Annotated in this window: 2 protein-coding genes; both read left to right on the plus strand. The window is 31.0% G+C overall.

Features of this window, described 5'->3' with window-relative positions:
- The first annotated feature begins 119 nt into the window (after nucleotides 1-119).
- Complete coding sequence (gene nadC / locus CEX73_RS02970; protein WP_101627099.1) at nucleotides 120-1,010, plus strand: carboxylating nicotinate-nucleotide diphosphorylase; 891 nt, start codon at nucleotides 120-122, stop codon at nucleotides 1,008-1,010.
- A gap of 78 nt (nucleotides 1,011-1,088) precedes the next feature.
- Nucleotides 1,089-1,250: dephospho-CoA kinase (locus CEX73_RS02975; RefSeq protein WP_146643231.1), on the plus strand; the 162-nt coding region annotated here is incomplete at its 3' end.

The raw sequence follows: 1,250 nt of genomic DNA on the forward strand, positions 1-1,250 counted from the left end.
AATTAAGACTATGATTTGTAATCAATAGTTTTGATATGAAGTCAAACTTAACTAATTTGTACTGTTTTAGATAAAAGTTGTATTTTTAGTAAGTCCTTAGTATTTAATACGGAGTTTTTATGTTTTCTTCTAGTTATAATTTTAAGATTCGTAAAATAGAATTATTCACACGTATTAAAAAAGATCTCCCATATATAGTTAGTTTTGCACTTAAAGAAGATTTAGGTGGAGCTATTCATCCACAAGCAGATATTACGGCCCAACTCATACCTCAGCAAAGTAAATCAAGTGCAGTTATTATTACTCGTGAAAATGGTATTTTTTGTGGAAAAGACTGGTTTCAAGAAGTATTTAAACAACTAGGAGGTAATATTACTATTAATTGGCAAGTTGATGATGGAGATTCCATACAAACAAATCAAATCTTATGTGAATTAATTGGCTCTACACGAATATTACTTACTGGTGAACGTACAGCTCTGAACTTGATTCAAACAATGAGTGGTGTTGCTAGCAAAGTCAAATGTTATGCTGATGTGTTAATAAATACTAACACAAAACTATTAGATACCCGTAAAACTCTACCAGGCTACCGTACTGCATTAAAGTATGCGGTACTATGTGGTGGAGGTAATAATCATAGATTTGGCTTAACAGATGCTTTTCTTATAAAAGAAAATCATATTATGGCTGCGGGGTCTATTGCTAATGCAGTAGCTAATGCTTTGATTTTACATCCCAATCTGCCTATTCAAGTAGAAGTAGAAAATCTACCAGAACTAGAACAAGCACTAGAAACAAAAGCTGATATTATCATGCTAGACAATTTTAGTTATCAAAATATTACTAATGCAATAGCGATGACTCAACAACGCGCTGCGCTAGAAGTATCTGGTAATATTACATTAACTAACGTGCAAAAATATGCTCTAATGGGTATTAATTATATATCAGTAGGTGCTTTAACTAAAAATGTGCAGGCATTAGATTTATCTATGCGTTTTAGCTAAGTAACAATTTTAGTATTATTAATACTAGCAAGAAAAATGACGATTTAATAATTAATTGTTAGGTAGTTATATTATATTATGTCTTATGTAGTTGCACTAACCGGCGGGATTGGTAGTGGTAAGAGCACGATTGCTAATATTTTTGTAAATTTAGGTATTCCTATTATTGATTCAGATATTATTAGCAGAAAAATTGTGCATCCGCATAGTCAAATTTTAAGCTTAATTGTTAAGCGTTTT

The organism is Candidatus Palibaumannia cicadellinicola (genome assembly GCF_002855795.1).
Classification (GTDB): domain Bacteria; phylum Pseudomonadota; class Gammaproteobacteria; order Enterobacterales; family Enterobacteriaceae; genus Baumannia; species Baumannia cicadellinicola_C.

Bases quoted from the DNA above. Each gene is read 5' to 3' on its own strand.
- nadC (WP_101627099.1), top strand. From the start codon at position 120: ATGTTTTCTTCTAGTTATAATTTTAAGATTCGTAAAATAGAATTATTC.